The 22425-nt window shown below is 34.0% G+C and carries 18 protein-coding genes; 9 read left to right on the forward strand and 9 right to left on the reverse strand.

Features of this window, described 5'->3' with window-relative positions; all coding sequences use genetic code 11:
- Window positions 1-31: 31 nt before the first annotated feature.
- Window positions 32-778: a DUF6503 family protein gene (locus BC962_RS12325; RefSeq protein WP_121346329.1), complete on the reverse strand. Its 747-nt coding sequence runs from the start codon at window positions 776-778 to the stop codon at window positions 32-34.
- Between the two features lie 205 nt (window positions 779-983).
- Between BC962_RS12325 and smpB the strand changes: the two genes are divergently transcribed.
- Both smpB and BC962_RS12335 read left to right on the forward strand, forming a co-directional pair.
- Complete coding sequence (gene smpB / locus BC962_RS12330) at window positions 984-1439, forward strand: SsrA-binding protein SmpB (protein WP_121346330.1); 456 nt, start codon at window positions 984-986, stop codon at window positions 1437-1439.
- 54 nt (window positions 1440-1493) lie between these two features.
- On the forward strand, window positions 1494-3977 hold the full coding sequence (locus tag BC962_RS12335) for a DUF5686 and carboxypeptidase regulatory-like domain-containing protein (protein ID WP_121346331.1): 2484 nt from the start codon (window positions 1494-1496) through the stop codon (window positions 3975-3977).
- A 163-nt stretch (window positions 3978-4140) separates the two neighbouring features.
- On the opposite strand, the gene BC962_RS12340 is transcribed toward BC962_RS12335, so the two are convergent.
- Window positions 4141-4782 (reverse strand): protein-L-isoaspartate(D-aspartate) O-methyltransferase, encoded by a 642-nt coding sequence (locus tag BC962_RS12340; RefSeq protein ID WP_121346332.1) that lies wholly within the window; start codon window positions 4780-4782, stop codon window positions 4141-4143.
- 157 nt (window positions 4783-4939) lie between these two features.
- Here BC962_RS12340 and BC962_RS12345 point away from each other — a divergent pair, with 157 nt between their 5' ends.
- The 7 genes from BC962_RS12345 to miaA all read left to right on the forward strand — a co-directional run bounded on the left by BC962_RS12345 (window position 4940) and on the right by miaA (window position 12236).
- Complete coding sequence (locus BC962_RS12345; protein ID WP_121346333.1) at window positions 4940-5905, forward strand: Gfo/Idh/MocA family protein; 966 nt, start codon at window positions 4940-4942, stop codon at window positions 5903-5905.
- Between the two features lie 189 nt (window positions 5906-6094).
- Complete coding sequence (locus BC962_RS12350; protein ID WP_121346334.1) at window positions 6095-6982, forward strand: 3-hydroxyacyl-CoA dehydrogenase family protein; 888 nt, start codon at window positions 6095-6097, stop codon at window positions 6980-6982.
- Window positions 6983-7054: 72 nt separating this feature from the next.
- Window positions 7055-8290 (forward strand): DUF1015 domain-containing protein, encoded by a 1236-nt coding sequence (locus BC962_RS12355; protein ID WP_121346335.1) that lies wholly within the window; start codon window positions 7055-7057, stop codon window positions 8288-8290.
- A 45-nt stretch (window positions 8291-8335) separates the two neighbouring features.
- Window positions 8336-8995 carry a YggS family pyridoxal phosphate-dependent enzyme gene (locus BC962_RS12360; RefSeq protein ID WP_121346336.1) on the forward strand — a complete coding sequence of 220 codons (660 nt, stop codon included), beginning with the start codon at window positions 8336-8338 and terminating at the stop codon, window positions 8993-8995.
- A gap of 14 nt (window positions 8996-9009) precedes the next feature.
- Entirely contained in the window at window positions 9010-10392 is a 1383-nt protein-coding gene (locus BC962_RS12365; protein WP_121346337.1) for an exonuclease domain-containing protein, read from the forward strand.
- A 91-nt stretch (window positions 10393-10483) separates the two neighbouring features.
- Window positions 10484-11326, forward strand: a complete 843-nt coding sequence (locus BC962_RS12370; protein ID WP_121346395.1) for an ion transporter — start codon at window positions 10484-10486, stop codon at window positions 11324-11326.
- Entirely contained in the window at window positions 11316-12236 is a 921-nt protein-coding gene (miaA, locus tag BC962_RS12375; protein WP_121346338.1) for a tRNA (adenosine(37)-N6)-dimethylallyltransferase MiaA, read from the forward strand. The genes BC962_RS12370 and miaA overlap by 11 nt, the downstream gene beginning before the upstream one ends.
- 82 nt (window positions 12237-12318) lie before the next feature.
- Here the strand turns inward: miaA and BC962_RS12380 are convergent, their stop codons facing one another.
- From BC962_RS12380 to BC962_RS12410, 7 genes are all read right to left on the reverse strand, one after another.
- Window positions 12319-16395, reverse strand: coding sequence for an HYR domain-containing protein (locus BC962_RS12380; RefSeq protein ID WP_121346339.1), 4077 nt, complete (start codon window positions 16393-16395; stop codon window positions 12319-12321).
- A 205-nt stretch (window positions 16396-16600) separates the two neighbouring features.
- Entirely contained in the window at window positions 16601-17320 is a 720-nt protein-coding gene (locus BC962_RS12385) for a response regulator transcription factor (protein ID WP_121346340.1), read from the reverse strand.
- Between the two features lie 3 nt (window positions 17321-17323).
- Window positions 17324-18883 carry a sensor histidine kinase gene (locus BC962_RS12390; RefSeq protein ID WP_121346396.1) on the reverse strand — a complete coding sequence of 520 codons (1560 nt, stop codon included), beginning with the start codon at window positions 18881-18883 and terminating at the stop codon, window positions 17324-17326.
- A gap of 66 nt (window positions 18884-18949) precedes the next feature.
- Window positions 18950-19540: a dephospho-CoA kinase gene (gene coaE / locus BC962_RS12395; protein ID WP_121346341.1), complete on the reverse strand. Its 591-nt coding sequence runs from the start codon at window positions 19538-19540 to the stop codon at window positions 18950-18952.
- The gene (locus BC962_RS12400; RefSeq protein ID WP_121346342.1) at window positions 19537-20493 is read right to left on the reverse strand and encodes a CdaR family protein; all 957 of its coding nucleotides are present in this window, start codon (window positions 20491-20493) and stop codon (window positions 19537-19539) included. Before BC962_RS12400 ends, coaE begins: the two co-directional genes overlap by 4 nt.
- The gene (locus BC962_RS12405) at window positions 20483-21493 is read right to left on the reverse strand and encodes a glycosyltransferase (protein ID WP_121346343.1); all 1011 of its coding nucleotides are present in this window, start codon (window positions 21491-21493) and stop codon (window positions 20483-20485) included. Before BC962_RS12405 ends, BC962_RS12400 begins: the two co-directional genes overlap by 11 nt.
- 90 nt (window positions 21494-21583) lie before the next feature.
- On the reverse strand, window positions 21584-22405 hold the full coding sequence (locus tag BC962_RS12410; RefSeq protein ID WP_121346344.1) for an enoyl-ACP reductase FabI: 822 nt from the start codon (window positions 22403-22405) through the stop codon (window positions 21584-21586).
- Window positions 22406-22425 lie beyond the last annotated feature (20 nt).

The following is a 22425-nucleotide window of genomic DNA, read 5'->3' on the forward strand; positions in this document are numbered from 1 at the left end:
ATAAAACTCGGAAATGTTTTTGGAAACTAACCTAAGATTTTTTCAATGAAACATGAACATCTCTAGTCTCGATATTAGATAGTAATTTTAATTTCCCTTCTTCAAACAACTCATCTAGCTGACATAAGTCTGTATTAAAATCGTCTTGGGTATAATTTTTATAATCTACAAACCTAATTCCTTCAATAACACGAGGATTGTATGCTTCTCTAAAGCGAAGTCCTCCTTCATTTATATGAAACTTATAAGCAAGATAATCTATGGTGAAGTTCTCTTTATGAATCCAATATAAAAATTCATCATGATGGTCTGTGCCACCACCATCTTGGCTAAATGTAACTTTTAATTGATAATATGGCATTCCATTAATTTCTGCATCTCCTACCAATTTCTTATTTACAGCTTTATCATTTAACCCGTAAGGTAAGTGTGCAAAATAATGTACAGAATTTACGCTGCTAATATATTTAACCATCATACTGTCTGGTACGGTGATCACACTATCATTTATAAAACGTTGATAACCGGTGTTACTAACCACATCCTTAATAGTATCTATCGAGTCCTTGATCTCTCGCTCCAAGAGAAATTCTCCCCCATTACGAACGCTCTTATATTTATGTTCTCGGAATTTAAATTCGATCGTTGCCTTCTTGTAAATATCGCCACCAGCAGTAGCTATAGTTTTATTGATGATCTCATCTGCAGAAAATTGCTCTTTTTCGTTCTGGCAGGAAGCAAATAATAGAAACAGGGCAAATATTAAAAGGTATCTCATAGTACAGTTAAAATAGGCGCTAAGATAAAAAAATTAGCACAATAGACGTTTTCTAATATAGAATATCAATATTCTAAGACAACATTATTCCTAACTCCTTACACCTAACAAAAAACTTCCCAAATTACTTAGAAAAGATCAAACTTAAAACTTTACAAATTCATTATAGGAATTTCTAATTAAACCTTCCTATTTTTGTGCCTCTATGAAGAATAACATCAACATAAAGAACCGTAAAGCGAAATTTGAATATGAATTTCTGGAAACCCATGTGGCAGGGATAAAACTTGCCGGGACAGAGATCAAAGCAATTCGTTTAGGGAAAGCTTCTATTACTGAAAGTTTTTGCGAATTTCAGAACAACGAACTCTTTGTAATTAACATGCATGTAGAAGAGTATTCTCACGCCTCACATTTTAATCATAACCCTAAAAGTGAGCGTAAACTTCTAATGCAAAAGCGTGAACTTAAAAAACTGGAGAAAGAAGTTAAGAATACTGGCCTAACCATTATTCCAATAAACCTCTTTATAAATGATCGTGGAATTGCAAAACTTAAGATCGCCTTAGCAAAAGGTAAAAAGTTATACGACAAGCGAGAAACATTGAAAGACAGAGACAATAAGCGCAATTTAGATCGAATTAAAAAAGAGTTTAATTAAGCCTCTTCCCCATTCCTTTTAATTAGCTATTTTGCAGTGATAAAATCACTGTTCATGAATGGTAGCTTAAAATTCCTCTTACTTTTTTTACTTATTTCCCAGTTTACATTTTCTCAAGTCACAGGAACTGTTAGAGATAACAATAACCTACCACTTCCCTATGTAAATATATATACTGAAGATGGCACTCAAGGAACTACTACGAACGAGGAGGGTAATTTCGAACTACGCCTAACCAAAACAGGTGAATATGAACTGGTTTTTCAGTTTTTAGGCTATCAAACTTTCAAAAAAAAGATAGTTGTAGAAAAATTCCCTTTTCAATTAGATGTTCAATTAACTTCTGAAACCACCAATCTAGATGAGGTTACAATTAACTCCAAAGATAATCCTGCCGATAGAATTATTAGAAATGCCATTGCTAGCAGAAAGGAAAACCTTGCGAAATTAGAACAATACACTGCCAATTATTATTCCCGCGGATTATGGAGAATAAAAAACGCACCAGAAAAGATCTTGGGTCAGGAATTAGGTGATTTAGGAGGCGGTTTAGATTCTACACGAAGCGGAATTATATATTTAAGCGAAACAATTTCTGAGATCACATTTCGCGCGCCAGATGATTTTAAAGAGAAAATAATCGCTTCTAAAGTGAGTGGAAATGATAACGGTTTTAGCTTGAACTCTGCTGAAGAGTCTGATTTTTCCTTTTATAACAACACCATCAATCTAAATACAGAGATCGTTTCTCCAATTGCCGATTATGCTTTTAACTATTACAATTACAAGCTAGAAGGCGTTTTTTACGATAATGAAGGTCACCTTATCAATAAGATCCTAGCAACTCCTAAGCGTCCAAAAGACCGTGTTTTTAACGGTTTCATTTATATTGTAGAAGATACCTGGCAGATCTTTGGTACAGAATTAAAAACGACAGGACAAGCGATCCAAGTGGCTCCCATAGAGGAACTCACTTTTACGCAAAACTTTAAATATTCTGAAGAAAATAAATTTTGGATCAAGATAAGTCAGGCGGTGGATTTTAGTTTTTCTATGTTTGGAATTGGTGGAGATGGAAGGTTTACTGCAGTTTACAGTAATTATAATTTCGAACCTCAATTTGAAAAAAGAACCTTTACCAGAGAGGTTTTAAGTTTTGCCGATGAAGCCAATAAAAAGGATTCTTTATATTGGAATAAAATTAGGCCAGTACCTTTAACTACTGAAGAGTTAACAGATTATGTGAAAAAGGATAGCCTCCAAGAATTAAAAAAATCCAAAAAATATCTGGATTCTGTAGATACAGTACAAAACAAATTTTCCATTTCCAATGTGCTTTTTGGCTATAGCTATGGAAACTCGTATAAAAAGCAGCGATTTAGCATCTCTTCTCCATTATTCGGAACTCACTACAATACAGTTCAAGGATATAACCCTTCTGTGGATGTCACCTACAGAAAAGATCTGGATGATAATTTCGGGAAATATTGGAGGATCTATTCCAAGATGAATTATGGATTTAGTGATGATCACTTCAGAATAAAGGCAGGTTTTCAGAAAAAATTCAATAATATCTCTAAGCCTATTTTAAATGTGGAAGCTGGTGTAGAAACTGCGCAAATAAATCCTAGCCAGCCTATTTCAGAAAGAATAAATGATATTACCAGTTTATTTTTTGAACGTAATTATTTAAAATTATACGAAAAGCAATTTGCAGAGATCTCCTACCAACAAGAGCTTTTCAACGGATTCAGATTGTTTTCAGATGTAAGTTATCAGCAGCGAAATGCCTTATTTAATTCTAGCGATAATTCCTGGTTTAATCAAGAAGATATAGCCTACACTTCTAACGATCCCTTACAACCACAAAATTTTGAGAGCGCTCCCTTTTTAGATCATCATATTTTTAAACTGAATCTTACAGGGAAAATAGATTTTGCACAGAAATACTTGAGTTATCCAGATAGTAAGTATAATGTACCTTCAAATAAATTTCCAACATTATGGCTCACCTATGAGAAAGGTTTTGGAAGTGATATTTCTGAATATGATTTCGATCAGGTTCGTGCGGCTCTCACCCAAACCGTGAAACTAGGAAATAAAGGGAATTTTCAATACACTTTAAAAGGAGGTGCTTTTTTAAATGATAGCGAGATCGCATTTTTAGATTACCAGCACTTTAATGGAAACCAAACCCGAATAGGAAGTGGTAGTTACCTTAATAAATTTAATTTGTTGCCCTATTATAAGCTTAGCACCAAAAACAACTATTTGGAGCTACATGCAGAGCAAGATTTTCAAGGCTGGATCTTAGGAAAACTGCCATTGATAAATAAACTGAATTATAATTTAATCCTTGGTGCCCACGCATTGTCTATAGAGAACAACAAACCTTATACAGAGTTTTCTGTGGGAATAGACAACTTAGGATTTGGGAAATACCGATTATTAAGGCTGGATTATGTAGTCTCCAATTATCAAGGTAAAACAGAAGGAGCCTTTGTATTCGGACTTAAATTCTTGGGGATATTTGAGTAATACCAAAGAGATAAGACATCATACTTATAAAAGTTTAATTTTTAGAACGATTGTCAGGTTGAGCGGAGTCGAAACCTATTAGCTACGTCAAAAAGCTCTCGATTTCGAGTAAAAAGTACAAATTGTTCAAATTAATACATTAAATATGTCCCTCAATGAGGGATTAATTTTTATCCTCTAAGAGAGGAACAAATCTAAAGTCGCCAAATTCCTTTTTCTCGAATTCTTTAGCAGACTTTCGTACAAAAAGTGTCATTACCTGTACATTTTCACCTACCGGGATCACTAAGCGGCCTCCAACTTTTAACTGAGCCAATAATGGATTTGGAACATATGGCGCACCAGCAGTAACGATAATTTTATCGTAAGGAGCATATTCTTCCAATCCCTTATAACCATCCCCAAAGCTCAAATATTTAGGTCTGTAGCCTATTTTAGATAAGAATACCTTGGTTTTTCTATATAATTCTCTTTGTCGTTCTATACTATAAACTTTAGCACCTAATTCACACAAAACAGCGGTTTGGTATCCACTACCAGTACCAATTTCCAAAACGCTATCGCCCTTTTTTATCTCTAATAATTCGGTTTGAAAAGCTACGGTATAGGGTTGAGAAATAGTTTGATCTGCAGCTATAGGAAAAGCTTTATCTTGGTAGGCATGATCTTCAAAACTACTATCCATAAAAAGATGTCTAGGGATCTTATTGATTGCAGCCAAAACCTTTTTATCTTTTACTCCTTTTGCCTCTACAATTGTTGCCAATTGTTGCCTTTTCCCCTTATGTCTAAATGTATCTTTCAACTTAATAAATTCCAATTATGGCATAAAATTAAACAATCTAAACTAAGGCTTCAAGCTTAGTTTTAATTATTATTTAACGATTGTACTAAATCATTTACACTCAAAATGGTATTGGCTTTATGTCTAGAAATGCTATTTTTGTTGAAAACATAAAAACATGCTAAAAGCTGGTGTATTTGGTGCGGGACATTTGGGAAAGATCCATTTAAAACTGCTCCAACAATCTTCGGAATATGAGTTAATTGGATTTTATGATGGAGATGAGCAAAGAGCCAAAGAAATAGAAGACGAATTTGAATATAAAAGTTTCGCTTCTGCCGAAGCTCTTATAGAAGCTGTAGATATGATAGATGTGGTAACTCCAACTATCACTCACTTTGAAACTGCAAAAAAAGCGATCAAAGCAGGTAAGCATCTTTTTGTAGAAAAACCCATTACTTCCACCTATGCTGAAGCTGAAGAATTGATCTCTTTGGCTAAAAAACATAAAGTTAAAGGCCAAGTTGGGCATGTTGAAAGATTTAACCCAGCCTTTACTGCGGTTAAAGATAAGATCGGGCAGCCAATGTTTATAGAGGCGCATAGATTAGCAGAGTTTAATCCGCGTGGGACAGATGTGCCAGTGGTCTTAGATCTAATGATCCATGATATAGACGTGATCTTGAGCGTTGTAAAATCCAAGGTGAAAAATGTATCTGCAAGTGGGGTTTCGGTAATTAGTGAAACACCCGATATTGCAAATGCTCGTATTCAATTTGAAAATGGATGTGTTGCTAATTTAACAGCAAGTCGCATCTCTCTTAAGAATATGCGAAAAGCAAGATTTTTCCAAAGAGATGCTTATATCTCTGTAGATTTTCTTGAACGTAAATGTGAAGTTGTGAAAATGAAAGATGCACCCAAGGATCCAGATGATTTTGCGATGATCCTTCAAAATGCTGAAGGAGTTAAAAAACAGATCTATTTTGAAAATCCAACTATAGATGCTAATAACGCAATTTTAGACGAATTGGAATCTTTTGCGCAAGCCATAAAAAATAACACCGAGCCTGTCGTAAGCTTAGAACAAGGCGCTGAGGCCTTGAAAGTTGCAAACATGGTAATAGAAAGTTTTAAAAAATAGAGGCTTAAGAATTAATAAGATAGATATAAGTAGTTATTTTTATAACTAAACCATACTTGAGTATGGATGTCAGGTTGAGCGGAGTCGAAACCTCCTTTTTAAGCAAGAAAGTTCTCGACTGCGCTCGAACAGACAAAAATGAGATGTCTTAAATTTTTGAAAATCAATGAAATCAATAAAAAATTCAGCATGAAAAACATAGCAGTAATTGGAGCAGGAACAATGGGAAACGGAATTGCCCATACTTTTGCACAAAGCGGATACAAGGTAAATTTAATAGATATTTCTAAGGAAAGCCTTCAAAAAGGATTGGATACTATTTCTAAGAATTTGGATAGAATGGTCTCTAAAGAAAAGATCACAGAGGCTGATAAAAAGGCAACTTTAAAAAATATTCAAACCTTCATCGATATACCTTCAGGAGTAAAAAATGTTTCTTTAGTTGTGGAAGCTGCAACAGAAAATGAAGATCTAAAATTGAAGATCTTCGAACAATTAGATTCTAATTGTGATGAAGATACTATTCTTGCTACTAACACTTCTTCGATATCTATAACACAGATCGCTTCAAAGATATCTAATCCATCTCGAGTGATTGGAATGCATTTTATGAATCCGGTGCCGGTGATGAAATTGGTGGAGATCATTAGAGGATATAATACCAGTGATAAGGTTACTAAAACCATTATGAATCTTTCAGAAAAGCTTGGAAAGAGCCCCGTAGAGGTTAATGATTACCCTGGATTTGTGGCAAATAGAATTCTTATGCCGATGATAAACGAGGCAATAGAAACCCTTTACAATGGCGTTGCAGGGGTTTATGAGATAGATACGGTAATGAAGTTAGGAATGGCTCATCCAATGGGACCATTGCAACTTGCAGATTTTATTGGTCTGGATGTATGTCATTCTATCTTAGAAGTGATGTACAAAGGTTTCAAAAACCCTAAATATGCAGCTTGCCCTCTATTAACAAATATGGTTCGCGCAGGAAAACTAGGTGTGAAATCTGGGGAAGGATTCTATGATTATTCTGAAAAGAGAAAAGCTGAAAACGTTTCAAAACAATTCAGTTAAATAATAAAACACCTCATAAATTAAAGGGCATGTAAAGATGCTCTTTTCATAATTTTTGAAACAGAAAATTCATTGGCTAAAATAGTTCCGTTTAAAGCAGTAAGACCTACAAAAGATAAGGCTGGGATGGTTGCATCCAGACCTTACGAGAATTATAGCGTGGGGGAATTAAAAGCTCAATTGGAATACAACCCTTTTTCCTTTTTGCACATCATTAATCCTGGTTATAAATTTCAGCATGAAATAACAGGCGAGAAAAGGTTTCAGTTAGTAAAAAATAGATATCTCGAGTTTAAGGAAGAGGAAATTTTTATTCGGGATCAAACACCTTGTTATTACTTTTATAAAATATTAACTAGGACCAATATGTTCTCTGGAATTATCGCGGCTGCAAGTGTGCAGGATTACGAGGAGAATATTATTAAAAAACACGAAGACACCATCGCTTACCGAGAGAATCTTTTTAAAGATTATTTAAAAGTGGTTGGTTTTAATACAGAACCAGTACTCCTCACATACCCAGATTCAGAAATCATGGATAGCCTTATGCTAAAGGTGATGAAAGGAGAACCGGAGTATGAATTCTCTACTTACAACAAGGAGAAACATATTTTATGGAAAATAGATTCTCCCGAAAAAGTCGCGAAAATAAAAGCAGAATTTGAAGCTATGCCTGCACTTTATATAGCAGATGGACATCATAGAAGTGCTTCCTCCTATTTGCTTGCTAAGGAATCTAAGGATGCAAATCCAAATCACACTGGAGTCGAGCCATATAATTATTTTATGAGCTTTCTAATTCCCGAAAGCAAGCTGCAGATCTATGAATTTAGCCGAATGGTGAAAGATCTAAATGGCTTGAGTAAAGAGGAATTTTTAATGCAATTAGATCTTTGGTTCAGGATAGAAAGAAGAGGATTAGAAGTTTATACTCCATCCAAAAAGCATCATTTTAATATGTATCTAGATGGAGAATTTTATTCCTTATATCTTCGGAAAACGAATTATGAGTTTACAGATTCCTTGAGTAGTTTGGATACTTATATTTTATATCAGAAGGTATTAAAACCGATCTTGAACATTCAGGATCTTCGAAATGACGATAGAATTGAGTACATACATGGAAGAAATGACCTAATTGAGATCAAGACTCAAGTAGATAATGGTAATTTTGCTGTTGGGTTTGGCATGCTACCTTTAGTTATAGACGAAATAAAAAAAGTTGCAGACGAAGGTTTAACAATGCCTCCAAAAAGCACATATATAGAACCTAAGCTAAGAAGTGGATTAACGATCTATGAATTTTGAATTAATAATAATCTTGTAAGGTCTAATAATTACCTAATTTAGAGAATGGAAATTTCCGAAAATATTAAAAGATACAAAGAAGAACTTGGAGAAAAAGTGAGTCTTGTTGCTATTTCTAAAACAAAACCAAACAGTGATTTACTAGAAGCTTACGAAGGTGGTCAAAGATTGTTTGGTGAGAACAAGATCCAAGAAATGGCAGAGAAGTGGGAAAGTCTTCCAAAAGACATAGAATGGCATATGGTTGGCCATGTACAACGCAACAAGGTGAAATACATGGCACCATTTGTGAGTTTAATTCACGCTGTGGATAGTCTTAAATTATTAAAAGAAATCAACAAAGAAGCAGAAAAGAACGAGAGAACGATCTCTTGTTTGCTCCAAATAAAAATTGCTGAAGAAGAATCTAAATTCGGTTTAGACGCTGAAGAAGCAAAGGAGATCTTGGCTTCAGAAGAATTTTCAGAATTAAAAAATATCCAAGTAAAAGGATTAATGGGAATGGCTACGTTCTCTGATGATGAAGCAAAAGTAAGGGGAGAATTCGATTACTTAAAATCTGTTTACGAAGATTTCAAGAAAAAGCAAACTCAATTTGAGATACTTTCTATGGGAATGAGTGGCGATTATAAAATAGCAGTAAGCTGCGGGAGTAATATGGTGCGAATAGGAAGTGCTATATTTGGAGAACGGAATTATAATTAAGAAGAAAAGAATTTTTGTACGCAATATTAGACATAGAAACTACCGGTGGTAAGTATAATGAAGAAGGAATTACAGAAATAGCCATTTATAAATTTGATGGTTCCAAAGTAGTAGATCAATTTATTAGTCTTGTTAATCCAGAACAACCCATCCAACCATTTGTAGTTGGCCTTACGGGTATTAATAATGACATGCTTCGCAATGCCCCTAAATTCTATGAGGTTGCAAAGCGAATTGTAGAGATCACTACGGGATGTATCGTGGTTGCCCATAATTCTAAATTCGATCATAGAATTTTAAGATTGGAATTTCGCAGATTAGGTTTCGATTTTGAACGAAAAACCCTTTGTACCGTTGAGTTATCTAAAAAATTGATCCCAGGACAAGGTTCTTATAGTTTAGGAAAACTCGTAAAATCTTTAGGAATCCCTTTAAGTGACAGGCACAGAGCCAATGGAGATGCACAGGCAACCGTTAAGTTGTTTAAAATGCTAATGGCAAAAGACCTGGAAAAAGAGATCCTTAAAGCTTCTGTTAGAAACGAGCCTTCCAAACAAATAGACACCAAACTCATTCAGATAATAGATGAATTACCTTCTATAACAGGCGTTTATTACCTGCATAATGATGATGGTGAGATCATATACATTGGTAAAAGTAAGAATATAAGAAAACGCATTAATCAGCATTTCACGAACGATCATCACAAGTCTAAAGAAGTTCAGAAGGAAGTTGCCTCTGTTAGTTTTGAAGCTACTGGGAATGAACTGATCGCCTTGCTGAAGGAAAATGAAGAGATCAAACAGAATAAACCCAAATATAATAAGGCACTTAAAAAGAATATTTTTAATTACGCCCTATATCAATTTACAGATGAAAATGGGTATATCAATCTAAAGATCGCAAGATCTGATTCTCGTAAAAAGAGCATTACAACATTCACAAATTTACAGCAGGCAAAATCTGTTTTGCATAATATTGTAGAGAAACATCAGCTTTGTCAAAAATTAACTGGATTGCATTTGGGAACTGGGAATTGCTTTAGTTATACCATTAAATCTTGTAAGGGAGCTTGTGTAGAAGTAGAAACTCCAGAGGAATATAACTCCCGAGTTTTAGAGGTAATAGCATTGCATAGTTTTCAAAATCAAAATATATTGGTGATAGATCGCGGAAGAGAAATAGATGAAAAAAGCGCCTTATTGATAGAAGAAGGAGAATTTAAAGGAATAGGCTTTTTCAACTTAAATCATCAAATGAATAATTTGGATATTGTTCGTTCTATAATAACTCCTATGACCAATGATAAAGATGCCAGACATATTATTCAAAGCTATCTTAGAAAGAATAATAAATTAAAGATCATTCAACTCGCTACGCAGAATACTGGGATATAATAATCAATCTCATTTTTATTTGACAATTCTAGGTTTTATCTCTTAATTGCAGAAAATCGCTAACTTTAGATCTAATTTAAAATCTCCATATTTGAACAAAATTCACTTCGATAAAGATCATGCTGCTTGGAGAGTAAAGCTTTATCATATTATTTATGGGGCAGACACTCGTTTAGGTAAGTTGTTTGATGTAGTTCTCCTTATTCTTATAGTATTAAGTATTATTCTAGTAATGCTGGAAAGCGTTTCTAGTTATAATATTAAATTCCACGATCAGTTTTATATCGCAGAATGGATAATTACTATTTTCTTTAGTATAGAATATATTCTAAGGATCATTACAATTAATAAACCTAAGAATTATATTTTTAGTTTTTATGGAATCGTAGATCTACTCTCCACCATCCCATCTTACATTATCTTTTTTGTTGGAGGAAGCAATATGTTTTTGGCAGTACGAGCCTTGCGCTTACTTAGAGTTTTCAGGATTCTAAAAGTGACAAGATATATTGGGGAATCACAAAAATTAATAAGCGCCTTAAAAAACAGTAGGGCCAAGATAAGTATCTTTCTATTTGCCGTACTCATAATATGTATTATTACAGGTACGTTAATGTATTTGGTGGAAGGTCCCGAAAATGGCTTTACAAATATTCCCTTAAGCATCTACTGGTGTATAGTTACTCTTACTACGGTTGGCTTTGGAGATATTCACCCTTTAACCCCTTTAGGAAGATTTATCGCATCATTTATAATGATCGTAGGTTATGGTGTGATCGCTGTTCCTACGGGAATCGTTGGAGCAGAAATCTCTAAGGACATGAGTAAAGGAGATGCAATAAAACCTTTTACATGTGTTAACTGTGGTGAAAAAGAGCATAAAATTTCATCTGAATTTTGTCATAATTGTGGTAAAAAATTAAATGAAAACTAATATTCTTATAAGTATTGTAGGGCCAACTGCCATTGGAAAAACAGCTTTGAGCATTAAGCTTGCACGTACATTTAGGACAGAGATCCTCTCTGCAGATTCCAGACAGTTTTACAAAGAGATCCCTATTGGCACTGCCGCTCCTAATAAAAAAGAACTGGCTGCAGCCCCCCATCATTTTATTCAAAATAGATCTATTGAAGAAGATTACTCTGTGGGGGATTATGAGCGGGAAGCTATAAAAAAATTAGAAGAACTTTTTAAAGCACATCAGGTGCTTATCTTGGTTGGGGGCAGCGGACTATATATTAAAAGTTTGATCGAAGGCTTAGATAATTTTCCAGAGATAGAGCAAGAAATTAGAGAGCAACTAAACGATAGGCTACTAAATGAAGGTTTAGAAGTTTTAAAAACGGAGTTAGAACAACTTGATCCAGAGTACTATAATAAGATAGACAACAACAATCCACATAGAGTAATTAGGGCATTAGAAGTTTGTATTGGTTCTGGGAATACATTTACATCTTATTTAAATCAACCTAAACCTATTAGAAATTTTAAAACTATTTCTATTGGCCTTAGCGCAGATAGAGAAGAAATTTACGAGCGCATTAATCGCAGAGTAGATATAATGATGGACGAAGGATTGCTGGAGGAAGCACAAACTTTATATCCAAAAAGGAGATTAAATGCTTTAAACACCGTAGGCTATAAAGAGTTATTTTCCTTTTTTGAAGGCAGAATAGATCTTGAAACCGCTGTAGAACAGATCAAGATGAACTCTCGAAGGTATGCTAAACGACAGTTAACTTGGTTTCGGAAAAATGAAAATACCACATGGTTTAATTACAAAACGCCATTTTCGGATATTGAGGATTTTATCAAGACTGAAATTCAAGAAAAATATAGCTAGACTAAAAATCGCTTAACTTATTTCCAGCTTCTTCATTATAAAAACTCTGCATTCTGAAAGACATCTTTAGGCTTCGTAATTCTTATTCTATAATCACTCTCTTGATCTCTATTCCTTCTGAAGTAAATAACTTCAAAACGTAAACGGCATTTTGCACTCCACTAAGATCCATAGAATATTGAAAGTCTGTTTCAGAAAAATCCTTGAATAAGATCATTCTTCCTCGAAAGTCGAAGATCTCTACCCGCTGAATAGTAACTCCAGAAGGTGTTGCGAATTGAAATGGTCCCGAGGTAGGATTTGGATAGATATAGATATATTCTACTCCAGGCAAAGGATTAATATTACAATCTCCGGTAACCGTAACTATTGCAGTTGTACTACTGGAATTACCACTAGAATCTGTAGCCGTAAAGGTTACTATATTTTCTCCAAGCTCCTTACATCCAAAAGTTAGTTTGCTAATATTAAAGCTTAAATTCCCGCAGTTATCTGAAGATCCATTATCTAACATCTCTGCAGTGATGCTTACAGATCCAAATTCATTTAAAGCTACGCTAATGTCTTTTACTCTAACTAAAGGTGCAGATGTATCCTTAACAATCACTTCAACCTCGCAAGAGCCTTGAATAGTACCATTAGTATAAGTTAATTGAATATCATTACTACCCTTATCTGCACAAGTAAAAATTGATTTATCAATTGAAAACTCATAACCTGCGCCGTTGCCAGTATATAGATCTTCAGGTTTTATTTGCGCTTCTCCATTTTCATCAAGTTCAATGATCAAAGATTCTATACATGAAAAGTCGGGAGCATTCTCATCGTACGGCAACACCTTCACTATTGTTTCACAAAAATCTGAATTTCCTGCAGCATCTGTCACAGTAAATAATACCGTATTTTCACCAAGATCGGCACTGGTAAAAATAGATTGAGACAGTGTTTTAGAGATTATTCCACAAGCATCATAAGAATTATCATCAACGCTATCTGGATTCAAGCTAGCTTGCCCGTTTGCATTTAGCATTAAATCCATAGATTCTATACAGATGGCAACAGGCGATGTAGCATCTTCAACCATAACTTTGAAAACACAAGTAGTAGTTCCTACATCTCCTTTAGCTGATAATATTATATCTGTATTTTTATTAATAAATGATCCTGGCAATGGATTTTGAGTTACCTCAGCCTCAAAATTAACTTGAGAAAGTGGAGTGTAATCTGGCAGTAGAAACTGGCAATTTTCATCTAGCTTTTCAAATTGAGTACTGGGGCAATTTAATTCAATATCTGGATTAGATGATGTAATATTAACAATAAAAGAACAGCTATCAGGATTTCCTGAGGCATCAATTACAGTTAACAATACCTCTGTAGACTCATAAATAATTGTACCTACTTCTGGCTGTTGTTTAAACTCCGCAATGAAGCAATTATCACTATAAGTAGAAGTTAATATATAATTTGGTAATTGAAAACCTTCTCCTTCCGTGATGGTTTCGTTTTGCTCACCGGGACAGATAATAAGTGGATTTATAGAATCTATTGCAATTAAATTAACCTCACAAGTATCTACTTGATCCTCAAACTTAGCAGTAATGATAAGTTGAAGTGAACCATTAACTCGAAATCCAGGTGTTATATTTTGAGTTACAACTGCACCATCTATATTAGTAGTTATGGTTGATGCAATATCTGGGATAAGGTAGCTACAATTTGAATCCACCTCAAAAGTTCGATTTTCGGGGCAATTTAGAATTTGAAGTTCTGTTTCTTCATAAAATATTACTTCAAAATTACAGCTGCTTTGGTTGTTATTATTATCGGTAATGGTGAATTCAATTCTGGTGTCTTCAGAAATAACAACGCCCGGCTGTGGAGTTTGGGAGTATGTGAAACTATCTGAACAATTATCTGTAATTGTTAAGAGTGAGAAATAATCTTCAATCTCATATTCTTTTGAGCCGGTATATGGAACAAAGATATCATTTGGGCAGATGACTGCAGGTGGACTCTGATCTTCCAAATTAACTAGAAACTGGCAACTTCCAGCTTCTTCCCCTTCAGATCCGTCAAACACGCGTAGTGTTAGCGTTAAAACATTCCCATTTCTAACTTGTGTTTGGATAAAGAAAGGCTCATTCTCAAAATTTTCAAAATTTGTAATCCTATTAGAATAATCTGGTACTGTAAAAGTACAGTTCTCATCCAATTCTAGGATAGTAGTCTGATTTGGATCTGGACAATCAAAAGTTGGAGATTGTTTTTCATTTTCAGTAATTGTAATATCAAAACTACAGATTGCTTTATTTCCGTTAGGATCGGTTACTACAAAAGTATTGGTAGTAGTTCCCACTGGAAATTCGCTGCCGGAAGCAAAACCAGCAGTTTGTATACTACTAGCCCCAAGACAGTTATCATTAAAACTAATTGCTGTATAAGTGATTACTTTTCCTGTTTCTCCAAATCCAACAGTTTCTGAAATATCATCAGGACACGAAATAGTTGGATTTTCATTATCTACTACGGTAATGGTAAAACTACATTCATCTATTAATCCGGCTCCATCGGTAGCTCTAAAACTTATTATTGTTTCTCCAACAGGAAAAATATCTCCAGAATTTAAATCGATATTGTCTGTTCTAACAATTGTAATTTCTTCCCCAGAATTATCTGTTGCGGTAGCAGTTGCAAATGTTACCATTGCTCCACATTTACCGGAATCCACATTTTTGGTGATAGAAGCAGGACAAGTAATTACAGGTTTTTCAATATCTGTTCCAGCGACAGCATTAACGGTTACCGTAAAACTGCAAATCGCAAAGTTTCCTGCTCCATCTGTTGCTGTATATTCTACTAATGTAGGACCAATGGGAAACTGACTTCCAGATGCCAATCCTTTTGTGCGTGTAACTTTGGCAGAACAGTTATCTGTTGCGGTGGCAGGAGCATAAGTAACTATTGCAAAATTTTCACCCGGATTAGTATTTATAGTAATATTACTTGGACATGTAACTATTATTGGTTTTTCAATATCGAAAGATGGAGTTCGTTCATAGATTTCTAAATCGAATTCGATTTTTATCCTTCTTCTAAACAAATCTAATTCAGTAATATTCGCATTATCAACATACATTTTATCGCATGAATTAAAGGCTATATCAACCGGCAATTCTAATTGATCCTTAAAAAATGGATTTTGTAAAATTCTATTATTATCATAAATTCTAATTCCGAATTCTTTATCATTAATACCTTGTTGAATTTGTAATGCGAATAATACCGCTTGCAATGTGGTTAAATTTTTATAATTCAAAAGCTGACTAAAATTTATTCGATTCGAATAATCTATAACATGAATAAAATCAAATTCATCGATAACAACACTTCCTGGCGAACCCATCCCGGTTAAAGTTGTAAGATATTGAAATGATGAATTTAAAACCAATACTTCTCCCCCGTTTGCTGTATGGCTTATATAAATATTCTTGTTAGAATCGACTCCAATTCTGTAAGGTTCGCGTAAGGTATGTCCGGATGGCCCTTCGGTTTTTTTGATTTCAGTACCACTCTTATTATAAACCCTTAACTCACTACTCACATCACTCTCAGCACCAGATCCATCATTATATATAACTACATAAATATTATCATCTTTATCTAAAGTAAGTCCTAAAGGCCTGAAGTAGGAAGTCCAAATTTGATTTAGTTCAACACCTGAGGAGTTAAATTTTCGAATTTTCCCATTATCCCTAAAAGGTGCTTGATCTTCATAATCAATTACATATATATTGTCATTACTATCCAATGCAACATCCAGAGGATCATTTAATTGACTTCTAGAAATAACCGTACCCAGAAGTATCCCTTCAGAATTATACTTTATAACTCCATCTCCAAAGGTTAGTCTATATACATTTCCTTTAGAATCTGTATCAATAGCAATTGTTAATCCACTTGTTTCAGCTTGAGTTACAGTACCAAATGGAACTGCATCTAACCACTCATAACTTGGCGTAACATTAACCTGCCCCACCCCACTCAACGAAGAAAAAAGCATAAAAAACATGAGCCCAAAAAATAATATAGAATTCTGCCCAAGGCGAGTGTCTCGGGTAATGTGAAACCATAAAATTTCAGGGTAATTCTGTCTCATTGTGTTGCTTAGGGATTATAAATATAATGCTGATTCCCGTAATATATTGTGCTTACATGTTAACTTTAAAATACAAAAGGACTGTACAAAAGATGTATCACATATATCAAGCAACAAATCTAAGGAATTTCCATCCAAAAATTTAAGCCCAATATGTCCTACTAACTTTTATACAGTCCCTTAAGGAAACTGAAAATTCTTCTATTTAGGCTTCGCCCTCTTTATTCTTAACTACCAATCTAAATCCTTCCCCATGAATATTCAAGATCTCTACATTCTCGTCAACCTTTAAATATTTACGAAGTTTAGCGATATATACATCCATACTTCTGGAAGTAAAATAATTATCGTCTCTCCAAATTTTGGTAAGCGCCAATTCTCTTGGCATAAGATCATTTTCATGTAATGCCAACAATCTTAATAATTCATTCTCTTTTGGAGAAAGTTTAATAGGTTCTTTATCCATATAAGTTAAGAATCTTAACTTAGAATTTAAATGTAAACCTCCAATTTGAAATTCAAATTGTTTACTATCTGCTACGCTATCTGTAGCTTTACGCTGCATAATAGCTTTAATTTTCATTAAAAGCACTTCACTATCAAAAGGTTTGTTTAAGTAATCATCTGCCCCTACTTTGTAACCTTTTAATACATCTTCTTTCATCGCTTTTGCAGTTAAGAAAATAATAGGCACATCTTCATTCTTATCTCTAATTTCTTTAGCTAGAGTAAATCCGTCTTTATAAGGCATCATTACATCTAAGATACAAAGATCGAAATCGTCTTTTTTAAACTTTTCAAAACCTTCCATCCCATTTTTAGCATGAGTAACTTCATAGTCATTCATCGCTAAATAATCTTTTAGCACCGTTCCAAAATTTGGATCGTCTTCTACTAATAAAATTTTCTTGTTTTCAGTTTCCATATATTATGTTATTAATGGTAATTTAATTATAAATGTACTTCCCTTTCCACGTTCGCTTTCCACATGAATGGTTGCGTGATGGTCGTCTAGTATTCTTTTTACATAAGCAAGGCCTAAACCATGACCCTTTACATTATGAATATCTCCAGTATGTTCCCTGTAGAATTTTTCAAATATTTTTTTCTGAACAACTTTTGTCATTCCAGCACCTTGATCTCTGATCTTCAAAATTATGGAATTTCTAACGTTTTCTGTATATATATCTATTTTTGGTTCCTCTAAAGAGTATTTTATAGCATTATCTAGAATATTTACTATCACATTTGTTAAATGATCTTCATTTCCTAAAACTGAAGACTTTAATGCTCCAAAATGATTTTTTACATAGCCATTTCTGTCTTCAACTATCAATTCTACGTGTGTTAGCGCATCTTCTACAAGTTCATGAAGCTGTAATCGTTCCTTCTTAAGATCCAATTCATTTTTCTCCAGTTTAGAGATCTGCAATACATTTTCTACTTGTGCATGCATCCTCTTATTCTCATCTCGAATCATTTGGAGGTATCGCGCAACCTTACTTTGATCGTTAACTACCTTTGGATTCTTGATCGCATCTAATGCTAGATTTATAGTTGCAATAGGAGTTTTAAACTCATGCGTCATGTTATTTATAAAATCTGTCTTTATCTGAGAGATCTGTCTTTGCTTAATTAATTGCGATAAAGCACTAGAATAAGCTATTACAATAATTAGGGTAAATATTATAGACAAAGCAGCCATAAGAATTACAGAAGAAAGTACTACTTCCTTTTTTTCAGTAAAATTAACCAACAACTGATAATTACTTTTCCCTGAAACATCTACATATAAAGGAACTGAATAAGTTGCTGGGGCATCCACTATAAAATTATCTGAATGAACTTTGGTTGCAAGTGAATTTGTAAATACTCCAAACTCGAAAGCAGATTTTAAATTAAAATTTTGCAACTCCTCTTTAATAGTTGCCTCCAGCTCCCCTTTAGAAAGCCTTTTATGAATAGGTATCTTAGAAGTGAATTCAGAAATATAGGCACTTAACATGTCCTTTTCCACCTCTTCCATTCTCATTAATCTTTCCAAACGATCCTCTGTAGATATGCTCCCAGAAACCTGATCTTTATTTAAAAAATCATTGACTTTGCTATTAATTAAATTAGCAAGCTGAATGCTATCTGAGGTAGAAACCAGAAAATTAGAAGACTCCTTAGCGTTTTCTTCTATTGTCTTATTATAGTTCTTATTGGGATTCTGCCCATATTCATTTAAACCAAAATATTTTTCAAGATTTACGCTATTTAATTTTAGAGAGGCGCTATCTTCAAAATCAAAATTAAACCAAAATGCTTCTAATTCCTTGTTCTGAAGATCTTTAGAAACATTAATAAGCACTTGTTTTGCATTATAAGAAAACTGTTCTTCCTTATCATCTACAGTACTTTTTATCCAATACCCCTGTACGAAAATTATACCAATGAGCGATAAGCTCATAAGCACAACTAGGAGGAAGAATAATCTTTTATTCATGCTCCAAAAATAAGATTTTAACATTTAGAGCTTCACCCATTTAACCAAATGTTAACAAAACTGAGGCTAATTTTTACCAGTGTTTATCAGAATTTCATGAAGATTTCTCACTTGCTCTTCTGTAGAGGGAAGATTTATATTAATTATCTCGAAATTAGCTAATTTTCGCTTTTTCTCATCACTCCATTGATGCTTAAGTCTAGCCTCAATTTCTGCTAACGAACTTTTATCTCGAGCCTGTATTCTTTTAATTCGCTCTTCTAAAGGAGCAGTTACTAAAATTACAAGATCACAGTTATTGTGACCACCAGCTTCAAAAAGAATTGCAGCTTCATAAATAACATAAGAACTGTCTTGCTTATTTTTCCATTCAAGAAAATCTAAAGCTACTGCCGGATGAACAACATCGTTCAATTGCTTAAGTTTTTCTGGGGAATTAAAAACCTGATCGGCTATAAATTTCCTGTTTAAAATCCCCTCATTATAGGCATTTTCACCAAACAATGAAACAATTTTGGATTTCAACTTCTCATTAGTATTCATCAGGGATTTACCGGCATTATCTGCTATGTAAACTGGAACCCCTAAATCTTTAAAAAAATTGGCCACAGTGGTCTTACCACTGCCCATCCCACCGGTTAGTCCTACTACTCTCATCGTTTAATTACAAATTGAATTTTCTTCTCGTTAAGTCTAATATTGTTTACTTGGGTAGGTTCTTCCAGAATTTGTGCTATTAAGAAGCCATCACTATCCTTAGCATTCTTAAAGTCTACAGCAACCACAAAAGAGGAGGAGTCAATTTTCTCAAAATCATTTAAACTTACCTGGTAATAAATAACTACATCTTTAGGAAAAATTACAACGTTGGTCCCTTCCGGAACATTTAATAATTTTATAGGGATCTCTACTTTCCCTTCTGTAAATTTTTCTGTTCTCACAGAATAATTCACTTCTTCCTGAAATAAGGAAACCCCTTTAAGATTTGCCGTTTCTAGTTTCACATTTCCTTTAACATCGTTACTTATATTATTGATCTTTAAAGGCCTAGTCCTTATGCTGGTAAGAGTATCCAAAATGCTTGCAGATCCACTTATCATTATAGAATCTGGCTGTAATTTAATTTCTTCTAATGCAGAATAACCAACTGCGAAGCTGAGATCTATAGATGATAAAACAGCCACCTTTTTAACTGCTCGTTGTTCAAAACTTATTTTTATATTCTTCTGAAGAAAAACAACTTTTTCATAATCCAGATTTAACTGAGATAGAATAGCAGATTTCTGTTTTTCTAGATCATACACCAAAGATTTTCCTTCTTCACTGGCATCGCTAATATCTATGTTAATTTTTTGAGGGAACATTCGGTTCCAGGCAATATAAAATCCTCGATCCCGAATTCTTAAATCCATTGTTTTTGGAGTGTCTCCAACTAAGATCTTATCTTTAGGAAGGTTGGTATAAATAATGGGCATTTCTAATACTTCTGAGTATTCTTTAGAAAATTGCACAACCACCCAAATCACCGCAGAAAAGCCGAGAAAAAAAGAAAAGGTCTTTAAAGGCCCTCTTTTAATCCATGGTTTTCTTTCTTTCAATTTAGTCTTCATTTGTAAAAAATAGCTTTGGGAATGCTTCCTGAGGTTGCATTTTTAAAAATTTCAGTTTCCAGATAGCGTTTAAAAAACCCACTCCATAACCTAAGAACTGAATAAATGTTGCCATTATTGCAGCAATTCCAATATAACCACTTTTATTTTTTATTCCAGCATCTATTCCAATTATTAAAAAATAGAACAGATAAAACCAGATAAAAAAGGAGAAACCTAACATCCAGAAAATTATCGCAAGAGCAAAGCCTGAAATAAATAGTGTAGGAAACCAAAAGGTGATCTTTGCAGATTGCGGGTGCCAGGAATTTAAAATTGGCCGCACCATTCCAAATTTATTCACCTGTGTATAGAATTTATTCCAATCTATTCTACGCTTGTGAAATACGATGGCATTAGGAATAAGGATGGTCTCAAATCCTTCTTTAAGTAATCTCAAGGCTAGATCTGGATCTTCTCCTGGGTGTATCAATCCAAAACCACCAGATTCAACAAAGGCTTTTTTAGATAAGCCCATATTAAAACTTCTTGGTTGAAATTTGTTAACTGCCTGTTTATTACCACGAATTCCTCCTGTAGTTAATAGGGAAGTCATCGAATAATTTATGGCTTTTTGAAGATCTGTAAAACTTTCATGCGCCGCATCTGGGCCACCAAAACAATCGTAATAATTAGAAGATAAAAAAGTGTCTACTTCAAATAAATAATTTTTAGGTAGCAATACATCGGAATCCAGAATGAGAAAATAATTTCCCTTAGCCAGCTTCATTCCATAATTTCTGGAATCGCCAGGGCCAGTGTTTTCTTTGTAATAATAACTGATATTCAACTTACCCTTGAAATCTTCTATAACTTCTTCCGAAGAAATACTAGAACCATCTTCCACAATCACAATTTCAAAATGGCCATTAAAATCCAAATCCTGCATGCTTTCCAACAATTCCCGGATCTCATCTGGCCTGTTATAAACAGGGATTATAAAAGAATATTCTAATTGCATTTCAAATATAATTACTTCAAAAATTTAGCTATTATAAGGTAAAACTAAGCCCCGAAGAACGGGGCTTAACTATTTATATTTTCATAGAGATTACTCCATATCTTTCATAAAAGTCTCCATTACTTGCTGGCTTACACCCATGTTAGAGAATCCTCCATCGTTGTAAAGATTTTGAAGAGTAACTCTTTTTGTAAGATCCGAGAATAAAGAGATCGTATAGTTAGCACAGTCTATTGCAGTTGCATTTCCTAGAGGCGACATTTTATCTGCATACGCTATAAATCCGTCAAATCCTTTAACACCTTGCCCAGCCGTAGTTGGAGTTGGAGATTGAGAAATTGTATTTACTCTTACTTTTTTATCTTTTCCGAAGAAATATCCAAAACTACGAGCTATAGATTCTAAATATGCTTTATTATCTGCCATGTCATTATAATCTGGGAACACACGTTGTGCTGCCATATACGTTAATGCCACAATACTTCCCCACTCGTTCATAGCATCTTTTTTATAAAGAGCTTGCATGGTCTTATGGAAAGAAACCGCAGAAACATCCCAACCTTTAGTAGTATAATCGTAGTTCATATCTGTATAGTGATTTCCTTTTCTCACATTTACAGACATTCCAATAGAGTGCAATACAAAATCTAATTTCCCGCCAAGGATCTCTTGTGCTTTATCTACTAAATTTTCAAGATCTTCTACTTTTGTAGCATCTGCAGGGATAATTTGAGAATTTGTTTTTTCAGCAAGTTGATTGATACTCCCCATTCTCATTGCGATTGGCGCATTGGTTAGCACAAAAGTTCCACCTTCTTCGTGAACACGTTCAGCTGTTTTCCAAGCGATAGAATTTTCATCTAAAGCCCCAAAAATAATTCCTCTTTTCCCTTTAAGTAGATTGTATGACATGTATGTTGTTTTTTATGGTT

The sequence above is a fragment of the Gillisia mitskevichiae genome, assembly GCF_003634585.1.
Lineage (GTDB): Bacteria > Bacteroidota > Bacteroidia > Flavobacteriales > Flavobacteriaceae > Gillisia > Gillisia mitskevichiae.